Below are 26,952 nucleotides of genomic sequence, written 5' to 3'. Positions count from 1 at the left end.
TTTCGCCCTGCGTTCGCGCAGGGCCTTTTCATGGAGCAAGAGCAATGAACCCACGTTACGATCACTACCTGGCGCTGAAAGGCGAACATCCGAAAAAGTACGCACGCGATCTTGCCGCCCTGATGGGCATTGGCGAAGCGCAGCTGTGTGAAGCGCGCGTCGGCCAGGATGCGCAAGCGTTAAAAGCGGATTTCCCGGCGTTGCTTAAAGCACTGGCAGCCGTTGGCGAAACCAAAAGCATCACTCGCAACGAATATGCGGTGCATGAGCAGGTCGGCAAATATGAAAACCTGCACCTCGGCGAACATGCCGGTCTAATCCTCAATCCACGCGCGCTCGATCAGCGTCTGTTCCCGGCACAATGGCACAGCGCTTTCTTCCTGCGTGAGCAGACGGCACGCGGCGAGCGTCAAAGTATTCAGATTTTTGATCGCCACGCGGATGCGGTACTGAAAATCTACACCACTGACAACACCGAGATGGCGGCATGGGATGCGCTGATCGCTGAATTCACCGTTGAAGCCGCTGCGGCACTCGATCCACAGCCTGCCGCCGCGCCAGAACACAGCCGCACCATTGATGCCAGCAAAGTGGAAGCCGAATGGCGCGCCATCACCGATGTGCATCAGTTCTTTGGCTTACTGAAGCGTCATAATATCTCTCGCCAGCAGGCTTTCCATGCCGTACCAGACGATCTGGCGCGCCAGGTCAGCAACGATTCACTGGCTCAACTGCTGGAGCAGGCGCAGCAGGATGGCAACGAAATCATGATCTTTATCGGCAACCGTGGTTGCACGCAGATCTTCACCGGTGCGGTGGAGAAGCTGATGCCGATGGACAACTGGGTCAACATCTTCAACCCAACCTTCACGCTGCACCTGATGGAGGACCACATCGCCGAGAGCTGGGTGACGCGTAAACCGAGTGGCGATGGCTTTGTCACCAGCCTCGAACTGTTTGCCGCCGACGGCACGCAGATCGCGCAACTGTATGGTCAGCGTAGCGAAGGCACACCAGAACAGGCGCGCTGGCGTGAGCAGGTCACCGCGCTGGGAGCGACAGCATGAAACGTCTGACGCTATTACTACTGGGTGCTTTGGCGCTGCCAACGTTTGCCGCTGAACGGGTGATCTCGATCGGCGGTGATGTCACACAAATTATCTATGCGCTGGATGCACAGGCCGATCTGGTGGCGCGCGACAGCACCAGCCAGCATCCGGCGCAGGCCAACAAATTGCCGGATATCGGTTATATGCGCCAGTTGAATGCCGAAGGCATTCTGGCGATGAAGCCGACGCTGGTGCTCACCAGCGAGCTGGCGAAACCGTCACTGGTGTTGCAACAGGTTGAGAGCGCTGGCGTGAAAGTGGTGGATGTCACCGGAAAAACCAGTCTCGATGCCATCCCGGAAAAGATCGCCACCATCGGTAAAGCATTGCATCGTGATGCCGAAGCGAAGGCGCTGATTGAGAAAGTGAACAAGCAGCGCGCGCAGATTCCCCAGCAGCCGCTGCCGGTGAAGGTGCTGTTTGTGATGGCACACGGTGGCATGCGCACTCAGGCAGCAGGCAACCAAACCGGCGCTGACGCCGCAATCCGCAGTGCTGGCCTTGTCAACGCCATGGCGGCGATCCCGCATTATCAGCAGCTGTCACAGGAAGGCGTAGTCGCTGCCGCACCGGATCTGGTGGTGGTGGGTGAAGATGGTCTGCGCACGCTGGGCGGCGAAGAGAAAATCTGGTCGTTGCCGGGTCTGGCACTGACGCCAGCGGGTCAGCATCACGCCTTGCTGGTGGTCGATGAGATGGCGCTGCTGAGCTTTGGTCTCGATACACCGGAGACCATCGTTAAGCTGCGTAAAGCCGCCGAAGCGGTAAAACATGACTAACACCGCGGTGATGCGCTGGCTGTTATTGATGGGCATCAGCATGGTGGTTTGCATGCTGATGGCCGCCAATTTTGGTGCCATGCCGCTGTCAATGCGCACGCTGTTTCACGCACCGCTCAGCGATATGGCGTGGCAAATCTGGCTGAACATCCGCCTGCCGCGCGTGTTGCTGGCGGTGCTACTCGGTATGGCATTGGCGGTGTCGGGTGCGGTGATGCAGGGCCTGTTTCGCAATCCATTGGCCGATCCGGGTTTGCTCGGTATCAGCAGCGGAGCCGGACTGGCGGTAGCAGTTTCGATTGTGGTGCCGCTTAGCTTGCCGCCGCTACTGGCGCTATGGCTGCCATCGATAGCCGCTTTTATCGGTAGCCTGATCGTCACGCTGCTGATCTTTAGTTTCAGCCGTCTGGCGCTGGGGAATTTGTCGCGCCTGCTGCTAATCGGTATCGCCATCAACGCCTTGTGCGGCGCGGCGGTGGGCGTGCTCTCCTGGCTCAGCAATGACCAGCAGTTACGTCAGCTGGCGCTGTGGGGTATGGGCAGTTTGAGCGCCGCACAATGGCCGAGTCTGGCGGTGTGTGCTGTACTGATCCTTCCTGCGCTGATTGCCATCCAGACCCGTGCGCGTCGTCTTAACCTGCTGCAACTCGGTGAAGAAGATGCGCATTACATGGGCATTGATGTGAAGCGCACCCAGCGTGAGTTACTGGTGCTGAGTGCGCTGCTGGTGGGCACGGCGGTGTCGGTGAGCGGGATTATTGGCTTTGTCGGATTAGTGGTGCCGCACGTGATGCGGTTCTGCGTCGGTAGCGATCATCGCTGGATGCTGCCGGGTTCAGCACTGGCAGGAGCCATCTTGTTATTGCTGGCGGATACGCTGGCACGCACGGTGGTGATTCCCGCTGAGATGCCGGTGGGATTGATCACCAGCCTGATCGGTGGACCATGGTTTCTCTGGCTGATTCTGCGCCAGAAAAGGGGGATGAATGAGTGATTCAATGCAGGCTCGCGGCCTGCGCTTTAGTCATGGCACGCGTGCGCTGATTGATGATGTCTCTATCACCTTACAGCCAGGCGAGATGATTTCTCTGATCGGCCCAAATGGCGCGGGCAAATCCACGCTGTTGCGTCTGTTGACCGGATTTCTGACGCCAGAGGCCGGTGAGTGCTGGCTCGGCGATCGCCTTTTGAACGACTGGCCACGTGAACCCCTGGCGCAACGTCGTGCGGTGATGCGCCAGCAAAACAGTGTGACCTTCCCGCTGCCAGCTGAAGAAGTGGTGGCGATGGGGCGTGCGCCCTGGCCTGCCAGCAAATCCAAAGCGGTGATTGAAGAGGTGATGCACATCACCGGCAGTCTGGAACTGGCGAAGCGCGATTATCGTTCGCTCTCGGGCGGCGAGCAACAACGTGTGCAACTGGCGCGGGTGCTGGCGCAGTTATGGCACGACGATGGCCCGCGTGGCTGGCTGTTTCTCGATGAACCGACCTCCGCGCTGGATCTCTATTGGCAGCAGTACAGTTTGCGATTGCTGCATAAGCTGACGCGCAACGGTCGCTTTAGCGTCTGCACCGTGCTGCACGATCTCAATCTGGCATCGCTGTGGTCCGATCGTATTCTGCTACTGCATCAGGGCAAGCTGGTGGCACAAGGTTCACCGCAAGAAGTGATGACGGAAACGACGCTGACGCGCTGGTATCAGGCTGAGCTCCACGTGGTGATGCCGCCAGAGCAGGGCAGGCCGCAGATTCAGCTGCGGGCGTAGACGTATTGCCTGATGCGCATAAATGCGCACCCTACGAAAACCGCACCGAACCTCGTAGTGGCGCCATTTATGGCGCCCTGAACGTTACCGGCAATCTACAATCAGACGGCCACGGACTTCGCCCGCCAGCAAGGCTTCAGCACCTTCACGTGCTTCACTCAGTGGAATCACTTTGGTTAACTGCTCCAGCAGTGCGCCATCCACCAACTCGGCCAGACGCTGCCACGCTTGCTCACGCAACGGCTTAGCGCACATCACGCTATCCACACCGGCCAACACCACGCCGCGCAGAATAAACGGCGCCACGCTGGTGGGGAGATCCAGACCTTGCGCCATACCGCAGGCGGCGACCACACCATCACGCTTGATGCCTGCCAGCACGTTGGCCAGCGTATGGCTGCCGACGCTATCAATCGCCGCAGCCCAACGCTCTTTCGCCAGGGGTTTGCCGGGCGCACTCAGTTCAGCACGATCGATAATCGCGGAAGCGCCAAGGGTGTTAATCAGGTAATCGCTGTCGCTGGCGCGGCCGCTGGAGGCCACCACCTCATAACCTAAACGAGCCAGCAAACTGACGCTAAAGCTGCCCACGCCACCGCTGGCACCCGTCACCAGCACCGGGCCATGCTGCGGCGTGATGCCCTGTTTTTCCAGAGCCAATACGCACAGCATTGCGGTAAAACCGGCAGTGCCAATCGCCATGGTTTGCAACGGGCTTAAAGCCGCAGGCACTTTCACCAGCCAGTCACCGGAAACACTGGCCTTCTGCGCCAGTCCGCCCCAATGCTTTTCACCCACACCCCAACCGGTGAGCAGTGCCACATCGTCCTGCTGCCATTCCGGATGGCGGCTGCCGATCACCCGACCAACAAAATCGATGCCCGGCACCATCGGGAACTGACGCACAATCGGGCCTTTGTTGCAGATGGCGAGCGCGTCTTTGTAGTTGAGGGTGGAGTAGCTGACTTCGAGGGTGACATCCTGATCGGGCAACTGTTTTTCTGACAGATCCTGCAGGGAAGTGCGGTATCCCTGCTCATCATTTTCAATGACTAATGCCTTAAACATGCAGCCTCCGGCTGATTGAGGAAAGTGCGGGTCATATTACTCCTCTGGAAACAGGGAGCAACATGGGTGCGGACACACCTTGCATAAATTCGCATAACATAAAGATATTTAAGCGATTTTATCATGCGATAAATTAATAAAAACTTATTAATCAATTGGTTATAAATTGTTGCTTATGCGTGTCAATCGCGGTGCAACGGGTTGTTCCAGCAAAAAAAAGATGCCATTATTGCGCCCCAGTTAATGACCCATTTCCGCCACTCTGAGGACGCCGCCATGCTCGGTACAATGCGCTTTTGCACTTGTCTCCGTTCGCTTTACGATAAGCGGCCCTCCGTCATCTGTTGTTCGCATTTCTCGCTCACCATGCGGTGAGGCCAGCTTAACGCGCTATGCTGTTGGACATGACTAAAGACAGACGCGATCTGACTTTACTGATGTCTATCGGTTGCGGCGGTTGAACCGCCCGAAGACGTTATTCGCCGGGGAATTTTCCTCATTGCTGTGCCACTGGCACCCACTCATCCTTCATTACGGGGATTTGTGTTATGAATCCATTGAAAATCGCTGCCAGCGTTGCGGTAGCGCCAAGCCTGAGCCTGAACACCGCGCGTGATGTGGTGACGCTCGACAATACTGATTTTACCGATGTGGCGGCTGTGGTCGTCTCACTGGCGGATACACGCAGTGGCGTGCTAACGCTGTTGCGCCAGACCGGCTTTAATTTGCCCGTGTTCGTGGCCAACGCGTTTGATGAAGAAGTACTAAAGCTGCCGGGCGTGACCGGTGAAATCAATGGCGCGCCGGAAGAGTGGGACGCGCTGGAAACCGCCGCGCAGGAATATGAATCTGACCTGCTGCCGCCGTTCTTCGATACGCTGACGCGCTACGTTGATATGCAGAACAGCACCTTCGCCTGTCCAGGCCATCAGGGCGGGGCGTTCTTCCGTAAACATCCGGCCGGGCGTCAGTTCTATGAATTCTATGGCGAGAACGTGTTTCGTTCCGACATGTGCAACGCCGACGTCAAGTTGGGCGATTTGCTGATCCACGAAGGGTCGGCGAAAGATGCACAGAAGTACGCAGCGAAAGTGTTTAACGCCGATAAAACCTATTTCGTCCTAAACGGCACCTCCAGCGCCAACAAAGTGGTGACCAACGCCATGCTGACGCGCGGCGATCTGGTGCTGTTTGACCGCAACAACCACAAATCTAACCATCATGGTGCGCTGATTCAGGCGGGTGCTACGCCGGTGTATCTGGAAGCGGCACGTAATCCGTTCGGCTTTATCGGCGGCATTGATGCTCACTGCTTTGATGAGACCTATCTGCGCGAGCAAGTGCAGAAAGTCGCGCCGCACCGCGCCAAAGATCAGCGCCCGTTCCGTCTGGCGATCATCCAGCTCGGCACCTACGATGGCACCGTTTATAACGCGCGCCAGGTGGTGGATCGCATCGGCCACTTGTGTGATTACATCCTGTTTGATTCTGCCTGGCTGGGCTATGAGCAATTTATCCCGTTGATGGAAGGCTGCTCGCCACTGACGCTGGAGCTTAACGAGAACGATCCCGGCATTTTCGTCACCCAGTCGGTGCACAAACAGCTGGCGGGCTTCTCGCAGACCTCGCAGATTCACAAGAAAGACAACCATATCCGTGGCCAGAAGCGCTTCTGTCCGCACAAGCGTCTCAACAACGCCTTTATGCTGCACGCTTCAACCAGCCCGTTCTATCCGCTGTTTGCCGCGCTGGATATCAATGCGCGCATGCACAAAGGCGAAGCCGGGCGCAGCATGTGGCACGAATGCGTCACCATCGGCATTGATGCACGCAAAGCGATTCTGGAACGCTGCGAGATGATTCAGCCGTTCCTGCCGGAGAAAGTGCACGGCAAGCTGTGGCAGTCGGCGGAAACCGAGTTTATCGCCGCCGATCCGGCTTACTTCAGCCTTGCGCCAGGCGAGAAATGGCACGGCTTTGAAGGTTACGCCAGCGAGCAGTATCTGGTCGATCCCTGCAAGCTGTTGCTGACCACGCCAGGCATTGATGCCGCCAGCGGTGAGTACACCAGCTTCGGTATTCCGGCCACCATTCTGGCGAACTACCTGCGTGAAAACGGTATCGTGCCCGAGAAGTGCGATCTCAACTCCATCCTGTTCCTGCTGACGCCAGCGGAGAACCCGGAGAAGATGGCGCATCTGGTGGCAATGCTGGAGCAGTTTGAGCACCATGTGAAAGAAGATGCGCTGCTGGCTGAAGTGCTGCCGAGCGTCTATCGCAAAAACATGGAACGCTACAAAGGTTACACCCTGCGCCGCCTGTGTCAGGAAATGCACGATCTCTACGTCAGCTACGATGTGAAAGATCTGCAGAAGGCGATGTTCCGCGAGGCCTGTTTCCCGAAAGTGGAAGTGAATCCGCAGGACGCGCATCAGGCGTACATTCGTGGTGAGGTTGAGCTGGTAGCAATTGCGCAAGCAGAAGGGCGCATTGCTGCCGAAGGTGCGCTGCCGTATCCACCGGGCGTACTGTGCGTGGTGCCTGGCGAAGTGTGGGGCGGCGCGGTACAGCGTTACTTCCTCGCGCTGGAAGAGGGCATCAACTTGCTGCCGGGCTTCTCACCGGAGCTGCAAGGGGTTTACACCGAGGAAGATGACAGCGGTCGTAAACACTTAGTGGCGAACATGATGGTGCGCTAACCTGCCCGACGGCGTGTGGTGCAATCACCGCACGCCGTCAGCATCCTGTCAGTGGCGCACCACCTGAATTTTCTCTTTAGCCAGCCTTCCAGCGGGATAAGCTAACTGCTTGCGGCGTTTACCGGTGATGTAAACACCGACGCACAGCACCATAAACGTCACCATCAGCGTCATCAGACTCTCGTAGCGATACTGTGGCAGATAGAACATATAGCCCAGCACACTGACAATCATCAAAATGCTCAGCCAGGTCAGCCACGGGAACAACCACATTTTAAAATCAGGCGTAATGCCCTGTTTTTCCATCGCCGTGCGCATTCTCAGCTGTGAAACGGCAATCACCAGATAGACAATCAGCGCAATCGCTCCGGTGGTGGAGATCAGGAAGGCAAACACCTCTCCTGGAAAAGCGTAGTTGGCAATACAGGCTACGAATCCCGCCAACGTGGAAGCCAATACCGCCACGCGGGGTACGCCGCCGTTTGACACCGTGGCGCAAGAGGCCGGGGCATTGCCGCGTTTACCCAGGGAATAGAGCATGCGTGAAGCGGTATATAACCCGGAATTCATGCAGCTGCACACGGCAATCAGCACCACCAAATCCACCACCAGTTTGGCACCGGGGAAATTCAGCGTGGATAACACATACTGGAAAGTGCCCTGGGCTAACAGCTGCGGATCATTCCAGGCCACCAGTGACACCACGAGGAAAATAGACAGCAAATAAAATAACGCGATGCGGTAAACCACCAGATTAATCGCACGGCTGATTTTTTTACCGGGATCTTTAGATTCCACCGCGGCAATAGTGACAACCTCCGCACCAAAGAATGAAAAAATGGTCAGTAAGATACCGGTTAATACCGCGCCAAAACCGTGGGGCATAAAGCCGATGCTGTTATATAAATGTGCCACACCACTCACATTCGCCAGTGGCCAATATCCGGAAATCGCCAAAATGCCGATGCCAATAAATCCAATAATCGCCACCACTTTGATGATTGCGAACCAGAACTCAAAGGCACCAAAATTTTTAACGCTAAAAAGATTGGTGACGGTGAGCAACAGGATAATCGCGGTGGTAAATTGCCACGAGGCAATGGAAGGGAAATAAGCGTGCAGGATATCGGCACCGGCAATCGCTTCTACCGGGATCAGCAACACCCAAAACCACCAATATAACCAGCCGATGGTGAAACCGGCCCAGGGACCAATGGCTTTCGCGGCGTAGGTTGAAAAGGATCCCGAATCGGGTTGCAGCACGGCCATTTCACCCAGCATGCGCATCACCAGCAGCACCAGCACGCCGGTCATGGCATAGGAGAGCAACACAGCCGGGCCTGCCGTGGCGATGGCATTCGCGGAACCAACAAATAATCCAGCACCAATGATGCCAGCGATGGAGATCATACCAACCTGTCGATCCGACAGGCCGTCGCCTAACGAATCCTGTTTTGCGGGTGAATGGCTCATACATTTCCTCTTAGCAATTCAGGCATGACATTGGATATCCCACGGGACGCAAGCCTCCGTGTTGATGAGATAATGTTGATATGCCCGATGCGATGTTATTTTCCGCGATGAAGTGTGATCTTCATCGATATTTTAATTATGCAAATCAAGGTCAGAAATTATTAATAAGGTGATTCTGGTTGTTATTAATTTGTGTGTGGAGACGTGAAATAATCATTGCACCTTATTTAAAAAAGGGTCAATCAGGACGGAAATGCAGTGTGGGATAAAAAGTAAAGAATATAGAATATAAATGATCGGCAGGTCATCTGTGTTGTTGGAAAAACAAAGCGTTGCAATGGGCAAACTTTCACCATATTGATTTCTTATTTTTGTGAGGTCAGGCGAAATTTATCGACGAGGATTATATCTGCAAGGGTAATGAAAAAAGAGGCAGTCAGAGTCAATCAATTTCTCTCTGTCTGCCCCTAAAATAACTAATGCGTCATCACATCGGGGGATGATTAATACCGGTGATAACTACGCTGTGCCTGATTCACCTTATACAAATAACGGCGTGACTCGCCAGATGGATGGCTGGTGGTCAGCGTCTGATACACTTCATTCGGCGACATGTCGTTAATCTTCGCGAAGGCACGATCTTTATCGCTGGAGAACACGCGCAGTACGCTACCCGCGCCACCGTTGTAGGCGGTGATCACTGCGTAACGGCGTGACACCGGATCCTGAATCCCGCCTAAATAACTCTTCTGCAGCAGCGACAGATAGGCCGTACCCGCATCAATATTATTCTCCGGATCGAGCAGATAGCTGCGGCTTGGTTTGCCCCATTTGCCTTTCATGCGGAACACATCCACGCCAGCGGTATGCTGAACCACCTGCATCAAGCCCAGCGCATCGGAGTTACTGACCGCATAGGGGTTGAAGCTCGATTCGGTCTGCATAATTGCCAGAATCAGCGACGCATCCACGCCGTACTGTTCCGCCGATTTACGCACCAGCGGCAGATACTTGTGCGCACGTTTGTCGAGGTGGTTGGGCACCATCGGAATGGTCACCGACCAGATAACGTGCAGACCGGAAGTGCGTTTTTGCAGTTTGTTCTGAATCAGATAATCGGCAAAGCTGGCGGCGCGGCCCTGCCAGCGGATCGGCTGACCGGTGTTATCCAGTACCTGACCGTAAAGCAGTGGCTCTTTACTGATCTGAATATCGTTGGCATCGGAGTAGAGATCGACATTGCCCGGATCTTCACCAATCAGCAGCGTGGTGATGATCGCCTGGCGTAGGCTGGCCATCGGATCGGTGCCGGCAATGGTCTCAATGGTGATGCTACCGCTGTCGAAGTTGATGTGACTGCGGGTGTAATAGCTGTCGCTGTATTTGACGTAATCTTTCGGTCCGGCGATCAGAACCTCATTGATACCCCAAATATTTTCAATGTTAGCGGCGAACTGCCCCATCAGGATGTCGAAACCGTTGGTGTCCTTGACCCACTCTTCGTGATACTGCGATTTTTTTTGTCCGGAGCAGGAAACCAAAAGTGGAGCAATCACTAACAGCGCTATCAGTTTTTTATTCATTGTAAATGCGTGCCTGATTCGAAAAAGAGGGCCTCAAAGGAAGGCCCTGAACGATTATTTTTCTGGCGGGGTGAAACCTTCGATATGCACATCTTTGCCTTCGAACAGGAAATTGATCATCTCCTTCTCCAGCACTTTGCGATCTTCCGGGTTCATCATGTTGAGCTTTTTCTCGTTGATCAACATGGTCTGCTTGGACATCCACTGCTGCCAGGCTTCTTTGGAAATATCATTGTAGATGCGCTTACCGATCTCGCCTGGATAGAGCTGGAAATCCTGCCCTTCAGCGTCGCGTTGCAGAAACGTACAAAAAATGGTGCGGCTCATTACTCTTCCTCTTGGATCACGCGCGTGTGCAGTGCCAGTTGCTGGGGATGGCGCAATTCATGCAGTAAACGCTCTACTGGCGCAGCCAAACCCACTGACGGTGGTTGCGCTAAGTTATACCAGAGACCGCTCGCTTCATCCATCAGCGACCCGGCAGAAGGCCACGCCAGCCACATAGGCACAATGTCTAAGTGGAAATGGCTGAAGGTATGGCGAAACGCCGTCAGCTGCTGTGGTTTGGCGTGAATACCGCGCTCGGCCAGCCAGTCAGTTAGCGCTTGCTCACTGGTGAACTGCGGGAAGCAGAATAAGCCACCCCATAAGCCCACCGGCGGACGTTGTTCAAGGAACACGTCGTCGCCGTGCTGAATCATCAGGAACCAGCCGGTGCGCTCGGGAATGGTCACTTTCGGTTTCTTACCCGGATATTCAGCCCAGCTGCTGTTGGCGTAAGCCACGCAGCCGCTGCTGACCGGGCAAATCTCACACTTAGGACGTGAGCGAGTGCACACTAACGCACCGAGATCCATCATCGCCTGGTTAAACTGGCTAACGCCTTCAGCAGGTGTGACCTCTTCGCTGATTTGCCATAAACGTTTCTCAACGTCTTTTTTACCCGGCCATCCGCCGACCGCATAACAACGTGCCAGCACGCGCTTGACGTTGCCATCGAGAATCGGGAAGTGCAGGCCGAGCGACAGTGACAGCACCGCACCCGCGGTGGAGCGTCCGACGCCGGGCAGCGCGGCAACATCATCAAAATTGCGCGGGAATTCGCCGCCGTGCTTATCGACCACCTGTTTTGCCGCTTTATGCAAATTGCGCGCACGGGCGTAATAGCCGAGGCCGGTCCACAGATGCAGTACTTCGTCCAGCGGCGCAGCGGCCAGATCGGCAATCGTCGGGAAGCGCGCCATAAAGCGTTCAAAGTAAGGAATAACGGTGGCAACTTGCGTCTGCTGCAGCATCACTTCAGAGAGCCACACCTTATAAGGTGTCTTCTCCTGCTGCCATGGCAGAGTTTTACGGCCAAAGCGGTGATACCACTCCAGCACCTGTTGGCCGAACTGCGGCGCTTGCATCATTTGAAGGAAATATTCCGTGTTTGCTCTACAATCAGGCAGGAATTCCAGCACAGAGACATCGGGGTGTAAACCGGAAGATTGCAAAGGCTTGCTTCTGCTATCTAACTTTGCATAATGCCCGTTTCCCAGAAAAGGCTAACCAGCAGGCTTCAACATGATTAATGACGTCATCACCCCGGAATTTGATGAGAACGGGCGGCCATTACGCCGTATCCGCAGTTTTGTGCGCCGCCAGGGGCGCTTAACGAAAGGACAGCAGCTCGCGCTCGATAATTACTGGCCGGAGATGGGTGTCGAGTTCCAGCAGGAGCCGCTGGATTTGGCAGCACTGTTTGGTCGCGAAGCGCCAGTGGTGCTGGAAATCGGTTTTGGCATGGGCGCCTCACTGGTGACCATGGCGCAAAATAATCCACACCAGAACTTCCTCGGCCTTGAAGTGCATGCGCCGGGCGTCGGAGCTTGTCTGGCTTCTGCCAAAGAAGCGGGCGTGGAAAACCTGCGTGTCATGTGCCACGACGCAGTAGAAGTGTTGCAGCAGATGATTCCGGATAACTCACTGCGCATGGTCCAGCTGTTCTTCCCGGATCCATGGCATAAAGCGCGCCACAACAAACGTCGCATTGTGCAGGTACCGTTTGCCGAGCTGGTGATGCGCAAGCTGAAGCTGGGCGGCGTGTTCCATATGGCCACAGATTGGGAAGACTATGCGACACACATGCTGGAAATCATGAACAGCGTGGATGGGTATAAAAACCTGTCAGAAGGTAATGATTACGTGCCGCGTCCGGAAACGCGTCCGTTAACGAAATTTGAGCAGCGCGGGCAGCGACTGGGCCATGGCGTTTGGGATCTGATGTTTGAGAGGATTAAATAATGGCCGTACAGCGTAGCCGTCGTTTACGTAAGAAACTGCATATCGATGAGTTTCAGGAGTTAGGTTTCTCTGTTGCCTGGCGTTTTGCCGAAGGCACCACCGAGGAGCAGATTGATGCCACGCTGGATCAGTTTATTACTGAAGTGATTGATCCGAATGGCCTGGCGTATGACGGCAGTGGTTATCTGGTGTGGGAAGGTCTGGTTTGCCTGCAGGAAACCGGAAAGTGCACCGATGAGCACCGTGAGCTGGTGCGTAAGTGGCTGGAGAAACGCGAGCTGTCAGACGTTCAGGTGACTGAACTCTTTGACGTCTGGTGGGACTAAGTATTTAACTGGCCTGAGATATCACTTCAGGCTAGCTCACTTGCGCTTTTGGCACCGGGCAGTGTTCGCAATCCACACGTACTTTAGTACGCTCCGGTTGCTGTGCGCTGGCCGTCACCAAATTCGCTGCGCCGCCTACGCCTGACCTGTTCTAACAGTAAGGCGTGGGCGGCTTTTTATTTAAGGGAGATTTCATGATTCGTAAGGCGCTTCTAACCGCACTGCTGCTGGCTGCAGCGACACAGGCGCAGGCTGACTATCAGTGCAGCGTTAATCCTCAGGATGATGTGATCATCAAACCGCAGAGCGTGCAGGTGGTCGGCACCAACGGTAATCTTGAAATCTCACCGCAGGGCGACGTGACCTTCAACGGGCAGAAAGCCAACGTGGATAACGCCACGCGACAGAAAGCCATCGACTATCAGAATGCGTTACGCCGTGATCTGCCATGGGTTGATAACGGGGCCTCGACGCGTCTGGAACGCAGCCGTGTGGCGCTGGACAAAGTGATTGTGGAAAAGCTCGGTGCCAACAGCAACGTGCGCAATCGCCTGACCAAACTGGACGGACAGCTCAAGCAACAGATGAACCGTATTATTGAGCATCGCCCGGATGGTTTAACCTTCCACCATCAGGCGATTGACCAGGTGCGTGCTGACGGCGAGAAGTTGGTGCAAAGCACGCTGGGCGGTATCATGCAGGATAGCCTGAACGAGATGGGCAGCAGCCAGGCCGCTAGCGGTAGTAATCCATTGCAGGCGATTATGGGCAACCTTGGCGGCTTACAGCAGGCGGTTCAGGCGGAATGGAAAAACCAGGAACAAGACTTCCAGAACTTCGGTCATGAGGTGTGTAACCGGGTGACAGATCTGGAAGGGCAGCGTAAAGGTTTGATGCAGAACGTTAAGTAAGTTATGTCGCGGTGCATGAAGGTGCGCCGCTATGCACAGGCTGCTTAACCGCTATGATTACCAGGTTGCAAAGCCGTTTTGAATTAGCCGCCGCCTTGAATGTCAGGGACGGCAGCTAAGCCATTTTAAATGCTACGGGCGGCTCAACCTGGTGACTGCTCAGTGCCGCTTCGTACTGAAGTTTGAGCGTGTTGGCTTTGGCCTACATAAACAGTTCAAGCAGCGAATTCAGGAACAACTTCCCTTTATCCGTAATCTGCCACTGCTCTGCGGTTTCGACCACGTAACCCGCTTTGATCGCTGCATCCATCTGCCCACGAATCACTTGCTCATCCAACCCGGTATAGCGGCTGAAATCTGCACGCGGTGCGGCTTCCAGCAGACGGAAGCGGTTCATAAAGAACTCAAACGGCTTGTCATCCTTCTCCACGTCGTGCTGCTTGTCGAGGTACTTACCTTGCATAAAGCCGCGCGGATGACGGGTTTTCACCGTACGCACAATTCTGCCATCCGGCTGGGTCAGCTTACCGTGGGCACCACAGCCAATGCCGAGGTAATCACCGAAACGCCAGTAGTTGAGGTTGTGCTCACAGCGATAGCCCGGCTTGGCATAGGCCGAGGTTTCATACTGCTGATAACCGGCAGCACTCAGAAGCTCATGGCCTTGCTCATAGATGTCCCACAATGCATCGTCATCCGGCAACACCGGCGGACGCGAGCTGAACATCGTATTGGGCTCAATGGTCAGCTGATACCACGACAGGTGCGGTGGATTGAGTGCAATCGCCTGGCGCAAATCCTCCAGCGCCTCTTCCAGCGACTGATCGGGCAAACCATGCATCAGATCGAGGTTAAAGCTGCGCAGGCCAAGACCCGCCGCGAGATGGGCCGCACGTATCGCTTCTTCAGGGCCGTGAATGCGCCCTAAGCGCTCCAGTTTCTGCGGGCTGAAACTCTGCACGCCAATCGAAATACGGTTAATACCGGCTTTCTGGTAGCCGCTGAAGCGATCCGCTTCCACAGTGCCCGGATTGGCTTCCATGGTGATTTCCGCATCGGCCGCCAGCGGGAGGCGCGCACGCACGCCGTCCATCAGCATCTGCATCGCATTGCTGCTCAGCAGGCTCGGCGTACCGCCACCGATGAATATGGTGCGAACTTCGCGGCCTGCGGTGAGCGGCAGATCCTGTTCGAGATCGCTGAGCAGGTGCTGCACATACTCGATGTGCGGCACCTCGCCTTTTAACGCGTGAGAGTTGAAATCACAGTAAGGACACTTCTGCACACACCACGGAATGTGGATGTACAGGCTTAATGGAGGTAACTCAGGCATTGCGCATCGCATCCAGTAACAGCGTCAATGCTTTGCCACGGTGAGAAACAGCGCGCTTTTCATCTTTACTCAGCTCTGCTGCGGTTTTGCCCAGTTCAGGAACATAGAAAATCGGGTCGTAACCAAAACCGCCTTCACCTGCGGCCGCACGGGTGATTTCGCCCGCCCAGCTGCCGTGAAACACCAGCGGCGTCGGATCTTCAGCATGGCGCAGGTAAACCAGCACGCAGTGGAACTGGGCCTGACGTTGACCCTCTGGCACATTTTCCAGCGCCACCAGCAGATTATCGAGATTTTGCTGATCGCTGGCGTCTTCTCCGGCATAGCGCGCCGAGTAGATGCCTGGCGCGCCGCCGAGCGCATCCACCGCCAGACCTGAGTCATCGGCGATGGCCGGAAGACCGGTGATCTGCGCGGCATGACGCGCTTTGAGAATGGCATTTTCAATAAAGGTCAGGCCGGTTTCTTCCGCTGACTCAACGCCGAGCTCGGTTTGCGCCACGATATCGAGGCCGAAGGCCGCTAACAGATCGGCCAGTTCACGAACTTTGCCCGGATTACCGGTGGCGAGTACGACTTTTTGCATAACAGTTCCAGATTAACGAATTACAGCAAATACCAGAGACCTGGGAACAGGTCCATGCCGAGGAAATTCAGCGCGTACAGCACCAGAATCACAATCATGGCAGAAAAATCGATGCCGCCCATGGCAGGCAAAATACGACGAATCGGTGACATCAGCGGTTCAGTCAGCTGAATCAAAACGTGGTCAATCGGGCCGCGACCCTGACTGATCCAGCTCATCAGCGAACGAATGATAATTACCCAGAACACCAGATAACCGGCGGATTTCACCAGCGACAGCAGGCCTACCAGCAGGTTGGTTGGGTCAACCGAGAACACCCCGACCTGAATGAGCAACAGCACCGGATACTTCAATGTGGTCAGCACAAACGCCAGCACCAGCGAGGCGGTATCAATCGGCCCCAGCGCAGGCAATATGCGACGCAGCGGTTTAATAATAGGCTGCGTAATCTTCACCACGAATTGCGCCAGTGGGTTATAGAAGTCACAGCGTGCCCACTGCATCCAGATGCGCAACAGCAGTACCATCACGTACAGGTCGATCAGCGTTTTGACTAAAAACGTCATTGTTAACATGAGGTTCCTCAATTATTGTTGTGAAGGTCGCGCATAATCCCGCGCGCCAAAAACGGCGGTGCCAATGCGCACCATGGTGCTGCCTGCGGCGATTGCCGCATCCATATCGTCGCTCATTCCCAGAGAAAGCGTATCGACGTCAGGATAATCCTGTTTTAGAGCGTTAAACGCATCAGCCATCTGCTTACAGACCGCTAACTGACGCTCATATTCTGATTCGGGTGCCGGGATCGCCATCAATCCGCGCAAGCGCAGACGCGGCAGTGCGGCTATCTGCGCCGCCAGCGCCGGAATAGCCTCCAGCATGATGCCAGATTTGCTGTTCTCGTCACTGATATTTACCTGAATTAACACGTTAAGCGGCGGTAACGCATCAGGGCGTTGATCGTTCAGGCGTTGTGCAATGCGCTCACGATCCACGGTGTGGCACCAGGCAAAATTCTCCGCCACCAGACGACTTTTGTTGGATTGTAGTGGCCCAATAAAGTGCCATTGCAGTTCAGGATGTGCGGCCAGCTCAGCCACTTTTTCAACCCCTTCCTGCACGTAATTTTCACCGAATGCCTGCTGACCCGCAGCAATCGCTTCTGCGACTGCGCTCGCAGGTTTGGTTTTGCTCACTGCAAGCAGCGTAATTTCTTCTGGCGCGCGGCCGCAACGTGCGGCGGCAGCGGCGATACGCTCGCGCACTTGCTGTAAGTTGTGCTCAATGGAAGTCATAGTCAGGAGAAGTTAAATGGATTTGGATGAAGTTGTGGCGCTTAGTGTAAAGCATAACGCCGCCGATCTGCACCTTTGCAGCGGACATTTACCGCACTGGCGACGGCAGGGCGTGCTGGAGCCGATCCCACAGCAAACGGCACTGGATGGCGACTGGCTGGAAACCTTTATGCAACAGTGGCTCAGCGGCGTGCAACAGGATGAGCTGGAAGCGAGCGGGCACGTAGACTTTGCCATCACGCTACAAAGCGGCGTGCGACTGCGCGCCAACCTGTTTATGCAGCGCCACGGTTTATCGCTGGCGCTGCGCTTGATTGCCAGCCAGGCACCCGATATTGACCAATTGCAGCTGCCCGATGTGGTACAGCAGTTATTGCAGCTGGAAGAGGGGCTGATTTTAATCACTGGTGCCACTGGCAGCGGTAAATCCACCACGCTGGCCGCGCTGGTGGACAGCCTTAATCGCGAGCAGGCGCGCCACATTATTACGCTGGAAGATCCGATTGAGTTTGTGCATCACAGCCAGCGCTCGTTGATACAGCAGCGGGAAGTGGGAGCGCACACGGCGTCATTCCAGCACGGATTGAAAGCGGCGCTGCGTGAAGACCCGGATGTGATTCTTTTGGGTGAGCTACGTGACAGCGAGACCATCCGGCTGGCGTTGACGGCGGCAGAGACCGGGCATCTGGTGTTGGCAACGCTGCACACGCGAGGTGCCACGCAAGCGGTGGATCGCCTGGTGGATGTATTTCCCGCCGAGGAGAAAAACCTGGTGCGCACCCAGCTGGCGGGCAGTTTGAAAGCGGTGCTGGCGCAGCGTTTAGTGCCTGCAAAAAACGGCGGGCGGATTGGATTGTTCGAAGTACTGGTGGCGACGCCTGCGGTGGTGAATCTGATTCGCGAGGGCAAGATGCATCAACTGCCAGGCGTGCTGCAAACCGGGGCTCAGGCAGGCATGCAGACGTTCGCGCAGAGCGAGCAGGCGCGGCAAACGGCGGGAATGATTTGAGTGCTTGTGAGTCGTGATGAATGGCAAGACCACATTACCCGAGCGAGTCACAACCTCGTCTGGTGCATCAATCTGTCAGGTGCGCACTGAAGCGCACCTGAATTCATTCAGTGCGTATCGAACCAGTCTTCCAGAATGATCACCGCCGACTGCGAATCGACCTGGCCCTTCTGCAGTGCACGAAAGCCACCGCGTTCGAACAGATCGGCACGCGCTTCTACGGTGCTCAGACGCTCATCCTGCATCTCAACGCGCACGCCAAAACGGCCATGCAGGCGGTTAGCGAATTTGCGGGCACGTTCAGTTAATGGCTGCTCGGTGCCATCCATATTCAACGGCAAACCCACCACCACATAATCAGGCTGCCACTCTTTCAGCAGCTTCCCAATCAGGTTCCAGTCAGGGATGCCGTCTTGTGCTTTGAGCGCAGACAAAGCACGTGCGGTACCAGTCAGCTGCTGGCCGACCGCAACGCCGATGCTTTTGGTGCCGAAATCGAAGCCCAGCAAAGTTTCACTGGCCATCATGCGTGCCCTGCATCGCTGGTCATATTATGAATATCGATGCCCATGCTGCGTGCAGCTTCGCGCCAGCGCTCGGCTATTGGCGTCTGGAACAGAATGTTGCTGTTGGCGGGTGTGGTCAGCCAGGCATTTTCCAGCAGCTCGTTCTCCAGCTGATCTTTCTCCCAGGCGCAATACCCTAACGCCACCAGCACGTTATCAGGCTGCTCCGAGGTGCCGATCGCTTCCAGCACATCCCGTGAAGTGGTGATCACGGTATTGTCAGAAATACGGATGCTGGAAGAGTAAATTTTCTGGGCAGAGTGCAGGATAAAGCCGCGATCTTCCGCCAGCGGGCCACCGGCGAACACCGGTTTGTCCAGCTTGATGGCAGGGTCACGTTCTGATGGGCTGATTTTAAGTTTCTTCAGGATGCCTTCGACCGTCAGGTTTTCCATCGGTTTGTTTACGATCAAACCCATGGCGCCATCTTCATTGTGCTCGCAGATATACACCACCGAGCGTTTGAAAAGCGGGTCCTGCAGCGACGGCATCGCAATCAAAAAATGATGCTGTAAATTCATTCTCACTCGTATACCAAAAATAACCGGCGTGACCGCAGCCACGTCGGTTTTGGGTTCTCACGGCGCTTACACGCCGTTGACATCAGCCCAGGCGTTTCTCGATGGCATCCATGAGCATGCCGGTGATCGAGATCGGGAATGCAGCCTCGATTTCACGCACGCAGGTTGGGCTGGTTACGTTAACTTCGGTGAGTTTATCACCAATGATGTCCAGACCGACAAAAATCAGCCCTTTGGCTTTCAGCGTTGGGCCAACGCGGCGGGCAATTTCCCAGTCGCTGTCGCTCAGTGGACGTGCTTCGCCGCGGCCACCTGCAGCCAGGTTACCACGGGTTTCGCCGCCCTGTGGGATACGCGCCAGGCAGTAAGGCACCGGCTCGCCATCCACCACCAGCACGCGCTTATCGCCGTCTTTGATCGCCGGCAGATAGTTTTGCGCCATGCAGAAGTTCTGGCCGTGATTGGTTAGCGTTTCGGTGATGACGCCAAAGTTCGGGTCGTCCTGCTTCACGCGGAAGATGGATGCGCCGCCCATGCCGTCCAGCGGTTTCAGGATCACATCACCGTGCTCCTGCCAGAACGCACGCAGTTGCTCTTTATTACGTGTGACCAGCGTGTCTGGCGTCAGGTCGGCGAACCAGGCGGTGTACAGCTTCTCGTTGCAGTCGCGCAGGCTCTGCGGTTTGTTGACGATCAGCGTACCTTGCTCTTCCGCGCGTTCCAGCAGATAGGTGGCATAGATGAATTCGGTATCGAATGGCGGATCTTTACGCATCAGCACCACGTTGAGATCGGCCAGCGGAATCACCTGCTCACTGCCAAAGTTGTACCATTTGTCGTAGTTCTGCTCCACGCTCAGCAGGCGCGTGCGGGCGTAGGTGACGCCACCGCGCAGGGAGAGATCGCCCATCTCCATGTAATGAATTTCGTAACCACGGCGCTGTGCTTCCAGCAACATGGCGAAGCTGGTGTCTTTTTTAATGTTGATGGACGAAATTGGGTCCATAACGATGCCAAGCTTAATCATTATTCTCTCCTCAAAGGGGGAATTTATTGCCCCGTTCCGTGACAGCGCTGCGGCTTTTCACGTGCGTAGTTTTTAAAACCCTAAAAGTATCCCTTAACCCAGGTCACCAAACCTCACCTGAAGTGCCGTAATGGCCGTCAGTGCAGTAGTTTCTGTGCGTAGTACGCGTGGGCCCAACAAAATATCGGTGAAACCCTGCTGCGCGGTCATGGCAATTTCATCTGCGGACAAGCCGCCTTCCGGACCAATCAGCAGGCGAACACGTTCAACCGGCTGCGGCAGGGTATTAATACTGTGGCTGGCACGCGGATGCAGATTGAGCTTTAAACCGCTTTCCTGCTCGGCACACCAGGCTTCCAGCGTCATCGCTTCACGGATTTCCGGCACACGATTACGGCCGCACTGTTCACAGGCGGCAATCGCAATTTTTTGCCATTGCTGAATCTTCTTCGCCAGTCGTTCAGCATCCAGCTTTACGCCGCAGCGCTCCGAAAACAAGGGTGTAATCACGTTCACGCCGAGTTCGATCGATTTCTGGATGGTGAATTCCATCTTTTCGCCGCGCGACATCACCTGCCCAAGATGGAGATGGAGCGGTGATTCACGGTCATCAGACTGACTGGCAAGGACCCTTACTTTTACACGCTTTTTATCAGCCTGGGTGATTTCGGCGTTAAAAGTCAGATTACTGCCATCAAACAGCTCAATTTGTTGACCGGCGGTCATGCGCAGCACGCGCCCGACGTGGTTAGCGGCATCTTCTTCGAGGAAGACTTCACTGTTAACTTCAAGAGATTCGGGATGATAAATGCGAGGTATGCGCATGCGGTTCCTGCCAGCGTTATGCCGTGTCATCGGACACGGCCCAATCGGAAAAAAGCTAGTGTAGGGTAGCGCTTTTAGCGCTGGCAAGCCTGTTGTACATAGGGATTGTGATTTCCCTGTACCTGAGCGATGCGGTTATCGCGTTCACACTCCCACTGGCTCACCGGATATTGCTTGTTCCAGGCGGTAAACAGCTGGGTTTGCTGACGCGAAAGACGCAGCTGATACTGGTCTCGCATATAGAAGTAGGTGCGGGCAATGGCGCCGCGTGCACGCTCGGGTGGCTGGGCCAGCTTCTGCTTGAAATCGACTTTCATTGAGCACTGACCATATTGTGCGTCGCCGCCGTTCCACTGGCTGTACTGGAAGTTGTTGCGGTCGCCATTCACTTCACCAATCGCCGGTTGCAGGTTGTGCAGGTCGCTTTCAATGCGGCGGTAGTCGGCATCTTTACTGCAGTTTTTGCGTCCGCCGTTTTGCCAGCACTGGCGCTGGTGGCCGAACTCCCATGCGGGCATCACATGTTCCCACTCAATACGCTCTGCGCGATTGGCATTTTTACGCACGTTGTAGCCACAGCTACTGAGGTCAGGCACGCCTTTTTTGCCGTGCCAGCTGATTTTGCAGCCGCAGTAAAATTCGGCGGGCGCATCGGCATTGATCTGTGCGGCGACCACTTTGGCCTGCTGGAAGTTGTTCTGATTATAGTGAGTGATACTGAGGCTGAACGCGCTAATGGGTGCAACTAATAAGGAGAGTAACAACAGCGTTTTGCGAGACATATTCCAAAATTAACCTGGTGCGTAAAAAGGCGGCAGGGTAACAGAATGGAGCAGGGTGGGATATCAGATAAATGGATTAAGCTGCTGAAAATTCACCGGGTTGCAGCAACGTGCCACATTGCACACAACGATATTCACTCTCGCCGCGCAGCACACGATTGTGACGGCGCACGGTGAGCTGATGCTGCTGGCAGCGGCAGCGATATGGGAAGGTGTTGCTGCGCACCGAAGCGATTTCGAACTGATGGGTGCGACGTGCCGGAACGCCGAGCACGCTCTCCATCATCCATTTCCACTCTTTGCCGTGCGGCGGCACGCGGCCAAAGGTTTTCCAAACCAGCAGATGCGCCAGCTCATGCGGCACGACTTCATCCACAAATGCCTGCTGATTTTCCAGCAGCAGCACCGGGTTAATACGAATCTCCCATTTTTCCAGCCAAGCGGTACCGGCAGCCGTGCCACGCTGCTGATACACCAGCTTTGGCTCGTCATACTGACGCTCCAGCTTTTCATTGGCGAGCTGCAAATGCTGACGCAACGAGCGCATCACGGCTTGTTGCAGGGCGATGGGAAGACGAGGTGTTTTCATGGACGGCAGCATAAGATCTTGGGAACGGCGAATCAATTTATTGCGCACAAAAAAAGGGCCGCCAATCGGCAGCCCCTGTATCGCTTATCGACCTTACTGCTGGCCGATATCGCGCAATTTTTTGCCTTTCATCAGGTTGCGCTCGATGTGCTCCAGCGAGACGCTTTTGGTCTCCGGAATCAGCATAACAGTCAACAGGATAAAGAACACGTTCAGACCTGCATACACCCAGAAGGTCGGCGCATTGCCCAGCGTATTCAGCATAGTCAGGAAGGTGGCACCGACAATCATGTTCGCAATCCAGTTGGTTGCGGTAGACACGGTGATACCAAAATCGCGGCCTTTCAGCGGCTGAATCTCTGAACAAAGTACCCAGATCAGCGGACCGGCAGACATTGCGAAACCAACAATAAACATCAGCAGCATGCCGACGGCGAAGTACTGCGCCGAAGCAGAGTTGATGCCGATGTGCAGCATGGTACCAAGGATACCCATACCGGCTGCCATCACGATGAAGCCCAGCACCAGCGTAGGTTTACGGCCCCAGCGATCCACCAGACCGATAGCGATAAAGGTCGCCAGTACGTTCACCAGACCGACAATCACCGTGCCCCACATCTGCTGAGTGGTGTTGGCGAAACCGGCAATCTCAAAGATTTTTGGCGCGTAATACATGATGACGTTCATACCGGTGAACTGCTGCATCACCTGCAACAGTACGCCGAGGTAAACCGCACGACGGAAGTTACTGTTGCTCTGGAACAACTGCCAGCCAGACTGCTTGATCTTCAGGCTTTCACGAATCTCATCCAGTTCACGTTTAGCTTGTTCGCTGGTATCACGCAGGCGAGCCAGCACGCGTTCTGCACTGCGGAAATCGCCTTTCGCTGCCAGCCAGCGCGGGCTGTTTGGCAGGAAGAACACGCCCACCAGCAGCAGCACTGCCGGGATGGTGATGATGCCCAGCATCCAGCGCCATGCGCCTGCATCACTGAACGCGGTATCCGACAGATACGCGCCCAGGATGCCGATAGTGATCATCAGCTGATACAGAGAAATCATGCTGCCACGAATCTTTTCCGGTGCGATTTCAGAAAGATACAGAGGAGCCGTGTAAGACGCGACACCCACGGCCAGACCGAGCACCACACGTGCCGCAATCAGCATGTCCGGGCTAACCGCCATGGCTGACCACAATGAACCGATAACGAACAGAATCGCACCCGCCATCAGGCTCTTTTTACGGCCGAGTTTTGAAGACATCCAGCCGCTACCGATAGCACCGACAGCCGCACCGAACATCATGGAGCTGACAATCCACTCTTGCTGATGGGCAGTCACGTTAAAATCTTTTGCGATGAAGGGCAGGGCACCAGCGATAACGCCGATATCCAGACCAAACAGCAGGCCGGCCAGAGCCGCTAAAAAGCAGACAAACAAGGTCATCATCTTGTTCGATGTTCTGCTCTTATGAGTATTACCAGGCATAATGCCTCCGAAGTTTATCTATCGTTGTTTTTATCAATGTTATGAAACCTGCCGGCAGAAAAAAGTGAGGGCGATCACATCAGTGTAATCGGTTACACACGCTGAAACCCTGCAATCCAGCATTTTCCGCCTGAAATAGTTACGTAACCAGTAAGGTATAGCACCCTTTAAGTTTCTGACATCTCTCTAAATACCGGCTATCAGACGACGCTGAAAATAACGCATTTTCATACGAATAACTACGCTGAAAATTCTCTAAATTACAGATTACAAAAGGATTTCAAAATGTAATCGTTAACACTTTGTTGTAAACATAGAAAATGAAGTGTAGACGGCGGGAAAAAACGTGCTGGTCAAAGAATTTGTGAGAGATTAGATGGCTGGAATGACTTTCCACATGAGAGGGTCTGGAAAACCCAGTTCAGAGTAGAAGAGTCGACAGCATGGGTAAAAAAAGAAAAAATGCCAGTCAGATTTAACTGGCTGGCATTACGCAATAAGCGGCCCCAATGAAGTGAGCGGCGGGATTATCTAATTGAATAACTCAGGGAGTACGGGCCGGATTTGTTCTCAATACCGTAAATCTTACCGCTGTAATCAACATGTATCTTATCGCCATCGACCTCAACGGAGGATATTGTTCCACCCCCTGACAGGAATGGGAATTCTGCGTTTAGCTCCTTCACATCTGCGCCGCCGGTGTTATGAAAGTAATAACGGAAAACAGTTGGCACCGTTGCCCCACCATCATTGTTTTGCGTAGTGTAAAGCCATAATCCCGCACTGACTTGTCGCACACTCTGAAGTGAATTTTCCGTGCGGGGATCGGGTTGATGAGTAAACCAAACGAAAGCCAATAGCATAATAGTGATCAGCCAGTGGATAACATTAATAACCGTTCTGGTGCGCATAATTGATGCCCTCTCGAATAGCACGTTGGTCTTCAGGGTCATCACCATAAGGCGGCCCACCTCGCCAGTTTCCCCATTCAGGTCGTGAGGTTCCGGCACGGGACTGTGCCCATCCGGCCCCCATAAGTAAAATCTCAGCTAGAATACCCGCTGCAGTACCTGTCGCACCAAAGTTAAAGTTACCAAATGCGGCCCAGTACGGATCAAATTGTTTATAATCCCATGGCCCACGCCCACGCACCTTCTGGTAGAACCAGTAGTACGTTTGCGGCAACGCCATATTACATCCATAGCCGCGACTGCGAGCTTCTCTCATATTGTTATGTAAAATCTGAATTGCGCCGCTTGGGCCAATGCCAGGTGGTGATGCCATATCCAACTCCCTTTACAGTTTCCATGTGATTTGTATGGGATTATGAAACACATTGAAACAACTTAAAAGGTCGCCACGGGCTCAATTGCGAGTAGTTAAGGATTAGTTGAAAGAGAGACCCTGCACGTTCGAATAAGCATCACCGGGTTACATTTTAAATCGAAAAAATGACGTCTGGTCGATAGTTTGGATGATGAGGCTGCTGGGATGACAGCAACAAAAAAATGCCAGTCAGAATTAACTGACTGGCATTAAGCATGAAGCGGGTTCGCTAAACCGGGCTGGATTACAGGCCCGCTGCCTCGCGCAGTTGAGCAGCTTTATCAGTCTGCTCCCACGGGAAGTGTTCGCGACCAAAGTGACCGTAAGCGGCGGTCTCTTTGTAGATTGGCTTCAGCAGATCCATCATCTGAATCAGACCGTATGGACGCAGGTCGAAGAACTCGCGTACCAGCAGGGTCAGCTGTTCGGTAGAGACTTTCTCAGTACCGAAGGTTTCCACCATGATGGAAGTTGGCTCAGCCACACCAATCGCGTAAGAAACCTGGATTTCGCAACGGTCAGCCAGGCCAGCCGCTACGATGTTTTTCGCCACATAGCGTGCTGCGTAGGCAGCAGAGCGGTCAACTTTAGACGGGTCTTTACCAGAGAACGCTCCGCCACCGTGACGCGCCATGCCGCCGTAGGTATCAACGATAATTTTACGACCGGTCAGACCGCAGTCGCCCATTGGGCCGCCGATCACGAAGCGACCAGTTGGGTTGATGTGGTATTTGGTGCTGGCATTGACCCACTCAGCAGGCAGAACCGGCTTGATGATCTCTTCCATCACTGCTTCACGCAGGTCGGCTGTTGAAACTTCTTCAGCGTGCTGAGTCGACAGCACAACCGCATCGATGCCGACAATTTTGCCACCATCGTACTGGAAGGTGATCTGGCTTTTCGCATCCGGACGCAACCACGGCAGTGAACCGCTTTTACGCACTTCGGCCTGACGCTGAACCAGACGGTGCGCGTAGGTTACCGGAGCTGGCATCAGCACGTCGGTTTCGTTGGTGGCGTAGCCGAACATCAGGCCCTGGTCGCCCGCGCCCTGTTCCAGCGGATCGGTACGGTCAACACCCTGGTTGATGTCAGGAGACTGCTTGCCAATCGCGCTCAGTACGGCGCAAGAGTTCGCATCAAAGCCCATATCGGAATGGACATAGCCGATTTCACGGACGGTATTACGGGTGATCTCTTCGATATCAACCCAAGCGCTGGTGGTGATTTCACCGCCAACCAGCACCATACCGGTCTTAACGTAAGTTTCGCAGGCCACGCGTGCTTTAGGATCCTGTTCCAGGATCGCATCTAACACGGCATCGGAAATTTGGTCAGCGATTTTATCAGGATGTCCTTCTGATACGGACTCAGATGTAAATAGGTGTTTAGCCATTCTGTTCTTTACCTTACAAATGGTTTGAATTCGACTGCATAGCGTAAGTGGACCAGGCCGACTCGACGCCCCTTCAGGCAAAGCCGCGAGCAGTAGGGAGTGTTAACAGCGTGCGCCAACACCGCCTGGATGTTAATCAGTTTAGATGGACAACCATCTGGACGGCTATTCTAGGTCACTCAGTGAGCACTTTTCCAGTGCTTTTTCCG

The 26,952-nt window shown here is 54.6% G+C and carries 28 protein-coding genes; 9 read left to right on the top strand and 19 right to left on the bottom strand.

The window, feature by feature from the left end; all coding sequences use genetic code 11:
* The first annotated feature begins 44 nt into the window (after window positions 1–44).
* From ACXI0A_RS17945 to ACXI0A_RS17930, 4 genes are read left to right on the top strand one after another with little or no spacing between them, the layout of a single operon-like run.
* A complete protein-coding gene (locus ACXI0A_RS17945; RefSeq protein ID WP_476147400.1) occupies window positions 45–1,067 on the top strand; it encodes a ChuX/HutX family heme-like substrate-binding protein in 1,023 nt (340 codons plus the stop codon).
* A complete protein-coding gene (locus ACXI0A_RS17940) occupies window positions 1,064–1,888 on the top strand; it encodes a heme/hemin ABC transporter substrate-binding protein (protein ID WP_436359393.1) in 825 nt (274 codons plus the stop codon). The genes ACXI0A_RS17945 and ACXI0A_RS17940 overlap by 4 nt, the downstream gene beginning before the upstream one ends.
* The gene (locus tag ACXI0A_RS17935; RefSeq protein ID WP_224933521.1) at window positions 1,881–2,882 is read left to right on the top strand and encodes a FecCD family ABC transporter permease; all 1,002 of its coding nucleotides are present in this window, start codon (window positions 1,881–1,883) and stop codon (window positions 2,880–2,882) included. The genes ACXI0A_RS17940 and ACXI0A_RS17935 overlap by 8 nt, the downstream gene beginning before the upstream one ends.
* A complete protein-coding gene (locus tag ACXI0A_RS17930) occupies window positions 2,875–3,654 on the top strand; it encodes a heme ABC transporter ATP-binding protein (protein WP_476147401.1) in 780 nt (259 codons plus the stop codon). The genes ACXI0A_RS17935 and ACXI0A_RS17930 overlap by 8 nt, the downstream gene beginning before the upstream one ends.
* Window positions 3,655–3,738: 84 nt before the next feature.
* Here ACXI0A_RS17930 and acuI read toward each other — a convergent pair whose 3' ends face one another.
* Window positions 3,739–4,722, bottom strand: a complete 984-nt coding sequence (gene acuI / locus ACXI0A_RS17925; protein WP_476147402.1) for an acrylyl-CoA reductase (NADPH) — start codon at window positions 4,720–4,722, stop codon at window positions 3,739–3,741.
* A 548-nt stretch (window positions 4,723–5,270) separates the two neighbouring features.
* Between acuI and ACXI0A_RS17920 the strand changes: the two genes are divergently transcribed.
* The gene (locus tag ACXI0A_RS17920; RefSeq protein ID WP_476147403.1) at window positions 5,271–7,421 is read left to right on the top strand and encodes an ornithine decarboxylase; all 2,151 of its coding nucleotides are present in this window, start codon (window positions 5,271–5,273) and stop codon (window positions 7,419–7,421) included.
* 48 nt (window positions 7,422–7,469) lie between these two features.
* Here ACXI0A_RS17920 and ACXI0A_RS17915 read toward each other — a convergent pair whose 3' ends face one another.
* The 4 genes from ACXI0A_RS17915 to mutY form a co-directional block, all read right to left on the bottom strand.
* Window positions 7,470–8,894, bottom strand: coding sequence for an amino acid permease (locus tag ACXI0A_RS17915; RefSeq protein ID WP_476147404.1), 1,425 nt, complete (start codon window positions 8,892–8,894; stop codon window positions 7,470–7,472).
* 503 nt (window positions 8,895–9,397) lie between these two features.
* Window positions 9,398–10,477: a membrane-bound lytic murein transglycosylase MltC gene (gene mltC / locus ACXI0A_RS17910; RefSeq protein WP_476147405.1), complete on the bottom strand. Its 1,080-nt coding sequence runs from the start codon at window positions 10,475–10,477 to the stop codon at window positions 9,398–9,400.
* Between the two features lie 54 nt (window positions 10,478–10,531).
* A complete protein-coding gene (locus ACXI0A_RS17905) occupies window positions 10,532–10,804 on the bottom strand; it encodes an oxidative damage protection protein (RefSeq protein ID WP_038644892.1) in 273 nt (90 codons plus the stop codon).
* On the bottom strand, window positions 10,804–11,889 hold the full coding sequence (mutY, locus tag ACXI0A_RS17900; RefSeq protein ID WP_476147406.1) for an A/G-specific adenine glycosylase: 1,086 nt from the start codon (window positions 11,887–11,889) through the stop codon (window positions 10,804–10,806). Before mutY ends, ACXI0A_RS17905 begins: the two co-directional genes overlap by 1 nt.
* Before the next feature lie 154 nt (window positions 11,890–12,043).
* Here mutY and trmB point away from each other — a divergent pair, with 154 nt between their 5' ends.
* The 3 genes from trmB to ACXI0A_RS17885 all read left to right on the top strand — a co-directional run bounded on the left by trmB (window position 12,044) and on the right by ACXI0A_RS17885 (window position 14,000).
* On the top strand, window positions 12,044–12,763 hold the full coding sequence (gene trmB / locus ACXI0A_RS17895; protein ID WP_034823276.1) for a tRNA (guanosine(46)-N7)-methyltransferase TrmB: 720 nt from the start codon (window positions 12,044–12,046) through the stop codon (window positions 12,761–12,763).
* Window positions 12,763–13,089 (top strand): YggL family protein, encoded by a 327-nt coding sequence (locus ACXI0A_RS17890; protein WP_034823275.1) that lies wholly within the window; start codon window positions 12,763–12,765, stop codon window positions 13,087–13,089. The genes trmB and ACXI0A_RS17890 overlap by 1 nt, the downstream gene beginning before the upstream one ends.
* A gap of 194 nt (window positions 13,090–13,283) precedes the next feature.
* Window positions 13,284–14,000 carry a DUF2884 family protein gene (locus ACXI0A_RS17885; protein ID WP_476147407.1) on the top strand — a complete coding sequence of 239 codons (717 nt, stop codon included), beginning with the start codon at window positions 13,284–13,286 and terminating at the stop codon, window positions 13,998–14,000.
* Window positions 14,001–14,202: 202 nt separating this feature from the next.
* Here ACXI0A_RS17885 and hemW read toward each other — a convergent pair whose 3' ends face one another.
* From hemW to ACXI0A_RS17865, 4 genes are read right to left on the bottom strand one after another with little or no spacing between them, the layout of a single operon-like run.
* Window positions 14,203–15,333, bottom strand: a complete 1,131-nt coding sequence (hemW, locus tag ACXI0A_RS17880; RefSeq protein ID WP_476147408.1) for a radical SAM family heme chaperone HemW — start codon at window positions 15,331–15,333, stop codon at window positions 14,203–14,205.
* On the bottom strand, window positions 15,326–15,919 hold the full coding sequence (locus ACXI0A_RS17875) for an XTP/dITP diphosphatase (RefSeq protein WP_476147409.1): 594 nt from the start codon (window positions 15,917–15,919) through the stop codon (window positions 15,326–15,328). The genes hemW and ACXI0A_RS17875 overlap by 8 nt, the downstream gene beginning before the upstream one ends.
* A 20-nt stretch (window positions 15,920–15,939) precedes the next feature.
* Window positions 15,940–16,494 carry a YggT family protein gene (locus ACXI0A_RS17870; RefSeq protein WP_100703498.1) on the bottom strand — a complete coding sequence of 185 codons (555 nt, stop codon included), beginning with the start codon at window positions 16,492–16,494 and terminating at the stop codon, window positions 15,940–15,942.
* 12 nt (window positions 16,495–16,506) lie between these two features.
* Complete coding sequence (locus tag ACXI0A_RS17865; protein ID WP_476147411.1) at window positions 16,507–17,214, bottom strand: YggS family pyridoxal phosphate-dependent enzyme; 708 nt, start codon at window positions 17,212–17,214, stop codon at window positions 16,507–16,509.
* Window positions 17,215–17,230: 16 nt separating this feature from the next.
* Between ACXI0A_RS17865 and ACXI0A_RS17860 the strand changes: the two genes are divergently transcribed.
* On the top strand, window positions 17,231–18,223 hold the full coding sequence (locus ACXI0A_RS17860) for a PilT/PilU family type 4a pilus ATPase (RefSeq protein ID WP_476147413.1): 993 nt from the start codon (window positions 17,231–17,233) through the stop codon (window positions 18,221–18,223).
* Window positions 18,224–18,330: 107 nt separating this feature from the next.
* Here ACXI0A_RS17860 and ruvX read toward each other — a convergent pair whose 3' ends face one another.
* From ruvX to metK, 10 genes are all read right to left on the bottom strand, one after another.
* A complete protein-coding gene (gene ruvX / locus ACXI0A_RS17855) occupies window positions 18,331–18,747 on the bottom strand; it encodes a Holliday junction resolvase RuvX (RefSeq protein ID WP_476151006.1) in 417 nt (138 codons plus the stop codon).
* A complete protein-coding gene (locus ACXI0A_RS17850) occupies window positions 18,747–19,310 on the bottom strand; it encodes a YqgE/AlgH family protein (protein ID WP_034823267.1) in 564 nt (187 codons plus the stop codon). Before ACXI0A_RS17850 ends, ruvX begins: the two co-directional genes overlap by 1 nt.
* 82 nt (window positions 19,311–19,392) lie before the next feature.
* Window positions 19,393–20,337, bottom strand: a complete 945-nt coding sequence (gene gshB, locus ACXI0A_RS17845) for a glutathione synthase (RefSeq protein ID WP_476147415.1) — start codon at window positions 20,335–20,337, stop codon at window positions 19,393–19,395.
* 93 nt (window positions 20,338–20,430) lie between these two features.
* Window positions 20,431–21,162 carry a 16S rRNA (uracil(1498)-N(3))-methyltransferase gene (gene rsmE / locus ACXI0A_RS17840; RefSeq protein ID WP_476147416.1) on the bottom strand — a complete coding sequence of 244 codons (732 nt, stop codon included), beginning with the start codon at window positions 21,160–21,162 and terminating at the stop codon, window positions 20,431–20,433.
* Between the two features lie 74 nt (window positions 21,163–21,236).
* Window positions 21,237–21,944, bottom strand: a complete 708-nt coding sequence (gene endA, locus ACXI0A_RS17835; protein WP_476147418.1) for a deoxyribonuclease I — start codon at window positions 21,942–21,944, stop codon at window positions 21,237–21,239.
* Between the two features lie 76 nt (window positions 21,945–22,020).
* A complete protein-coding gene (locus ACXI0A_RS17830; RefSeq protein ID WP_224933506.1) occupies window positions 22,021–22,533 on the bottom strand; it encodes a SprT family zinc-dependent metalloprotease in 513 nt (170 codons plus the stop codon).
* Between the two features lie 93 nt (window positions 22,534–22,626).
* The gene (locus ACXI0A_RS17825) at window positions 22,627–24,021 is read right to left on the bottom strand and encodes a sugar porter family MFS transporter (RefSeq protein ID WP_476147419.1); all 1,395 of its coding nucleotides are present in this window, start codon (window positions 24,019–24,021) and stop codon (window positions 22,627–22,629) included.
* A gap of 527 nt (window positions 24,022–24,548) precedes the next feature.
* Complete coding sequence (locus ACXI0A_RS17820; RefSeq protein WP_476147421.1) at window positions 24,549–24,932, bottom strand: hypothetical protein; 384 nt, start codon at window positions 24,930–24,932, stop codon at window positions 24,549–24,551.
* Window positions 24,910–25,305 carry a polymorphic toxin type 44 domain-containing protein gene (locus ACXI0A_RS17815; protein ID WP_476147423.1) on the bottom strand — a complete coding sequence of 132 codons (396 nt, stop codon included), beginning with the start codon at window positions 25,303–25,305 and terminating at the stop codon, window positions 24,910–24,912. Before ACXI0A_RS17815 ends, ACXI0A_RS17820 begins: the two co-directional genes overlap by 23 nt.
* 286 nt (window positions 25,306–25,591) lie before the next feature.
* Window positions 25,592–26,743: a methionine adenosyltransferase gene (gene metK / locus ACXI0A_RS17810; protein ID WP_084936574.1), complete on the bottom strand. Its 1,152-nt coding sequence runs from the start codon at window positions 26,741–26,743 to the stop codon at window positions 25,592–25,594.
* Between the last annotated feature and the right edge of the window lie 209 nt (window positions 26,744–26,952).

It is taken from the genome of Pantoea sp. C1E2 (genome assembly GCF_056491465.1).
Note: the sequence above shows the minus strand (reverse complement) of the source record. Positions and strands in the feature narration are given on the sequence as shown.